Genomic DNA, 1,810 nt, shown 5'->3' with positions numbered 1-1,810 from the left:
GATCTTCCGTGAGATCTCCCCGCTTAATTGAAAAAGCTCTTCTGGCCCAAGCAGGAGATATCGCCTCTTCATCCGCTCATAATCTTCCTCCAATTTTTTCTGCAGTTTCATCCCTTATTCCCCGCTATTCCTTTTTGGTCTTATCTTTCGCTGCCTTGGCCGGCAGGTCATCCACTTTGTCCTCATTCTCCTCTGCCTGTTTCAGCACCTCTTCCCGGGTTCCTTCCACACGCTCAAATTTCCAATCGGCCCCCCGCATCTCTGCTGTCGCAAGGACAATGGTCTCTTTCTTGTCATTCAGGACGATAAAAAAGCTCTCCTCATCCTTTGATATCCATTGATCATAGGCCAGGAACTCCCCTGTTGCTGCCTCTATCCCTTCCCTGTCACAGTAGCTTTTCAAGCTGGATGTGAGCAGGTAGGAATAAGGCTCCAGATCCGGACGGCCCTTCCTCGCGCAGATCCGGTCGATGGTCTTATTCTTGTCCTGCAGCACCGGTATGCCGTTCTCGATCCGCTCTGCTTTCTCTTCATCGGTCAGCTCCCGCCATTTTGTCTCACTGGCATACGGGGTATAAGAAAGACCGTCTTTTCCCTTCTTCACACGGGGATACTCTTTCTTGTCCTCTGGTCTCTTCGTATCCTCCCGCCCATCCGGATCGCCAGCTTTCTCCCCTTCTTCCTGATCCGGTACTTTCTGACCCGGTCCCTCCGGCTCCTCGGTACTAACGACTGTCTCCGGCTCCTTTTCGGTAGTCTCTCTTTCTGCCGGCCTCGTCCGTTCCACGCTGCCGATGACCGTCAGGATCACCAGGACAGCCAGCGCCAGGATCCCGCCAGCAATGGTGAGCCTTGCCTTCTTCTTCTCCTTTGATCCGTTTTCATCTCGCATGATGGTCTGCCTCCTATCTTTTTGGTTCAAATATCCAATATTGTCTGCAAGTGTTGTTGATCTCTGCATACAGGTCAAATGGACGTGTATTATACTGTTTCTGTGTGTTGTCATTCGGGTCATTGACCAGGATCTTCCCCTCCGCGGTGATCCCCCGCAGGACGATATAATGACCGCCTCCGGTAAACAGCCCCGGCCCTTGTGAAGAAATGACCGGACGGCCTTCCTGAAGCGCCCGCAGGACCACTTCCGGGCTTGTGGTCGTTGTCACTGGCCCAATCCCATAGTGCGCCGCAGCTTCCCCGAAAAAATTCCAGCTGGTCCCCTGCCCTGGCACATAGTAGCTGTTGCCGCACCAGGCCACCACATCTGCCGGGGAGATCGCCTCGTTTCTCAAATAACTGACCACCATTGAAAAAGAGGCAGGCCCGCATCCATATCCTGCGATCGTACCGCGCCCATAGGGTTCCTGATAGTCATTCTGGTTATAGACCGGGATGGGCAGCCCTCCTTCCGGCAAGGCACCAGTGCCCTGTTTGATGGTATAATAACGCAGCACATGCTCCGGGTAATATTGATCCCCATAGCTCCAGGGCCCTGCCGGATGATCAGGATCTGCCCTCTGTCCCCATCCCGTGCCTGCAGCAAACTCACAGGCCGTTCCAAAGCTCCACTCAAAATAGCCTTTCCTCTGCATCCACTGGATATAGCCTGGACCAAAGTTATAGGCCTGCAGGGCGATCCGGATGTTCACCATATCCGTGCTGCCCTTTACCCCTGCTAAAGTCAAGGCATTCTTTAATTCCTGTACCCCGCACGCAATGCTGTAGGCAGGGTCCGTGATCCCATTCGGCACATGTGGGTACCTGGTGTTATAAGCCCCCTCCGCTGCCTGCATCGGGTCTGTCCCCTGTCCGC

At 54.1% G+C, this 1,810-nt stretch carries 2 protein-coding genes; both read right to left on the bottom strand.

What is annotated here, in order from left to right; genetic code table 11:
- Positions 1–124: 124 nt before the first annotated feature.
- Positions 125–892 carry a hypothetical protein gene (locus WMO65_RS26085; protein ID WP_349064849.1) on the bottom strand — a complete coding sequence of 256 codons (768 nt, stop codon included), beginning with the start codon at positions 890–892 and terminating at the stop codon, positions 125–127.
- Between the two features lie 13 nt (positions 893–905).
- Positions 906–1,810, bottom strand: a 905-nt coding sequence (locus tag WMO65_RS26080; protein WP_349064848.1) for a C39 family peptidase, incomplete at its 5' end; no start/stop codon positions are given.

This window comes from Blautia caccae, from assembly GCF_040095955.1.
Taxonomy (GTDB): Bacteria; Bacillota; Clostridia; order Lachnospirales; family Lachnospiraceae; genus Blautia; species Blautia celeris.
This window is presented reverse-complemented; position numbering and strand designations above follow the sequence as displayed.

Excerpts from the sequence above, each read along its gene's own strand:
- WMO65_RS26085 (WP_349064849.1), bottom strand. The coding sequence starts at position 892 with ATGCGAGATGAAAACGGATCAAAGGAGAAGAAGAAGGCAAGGCTCACC.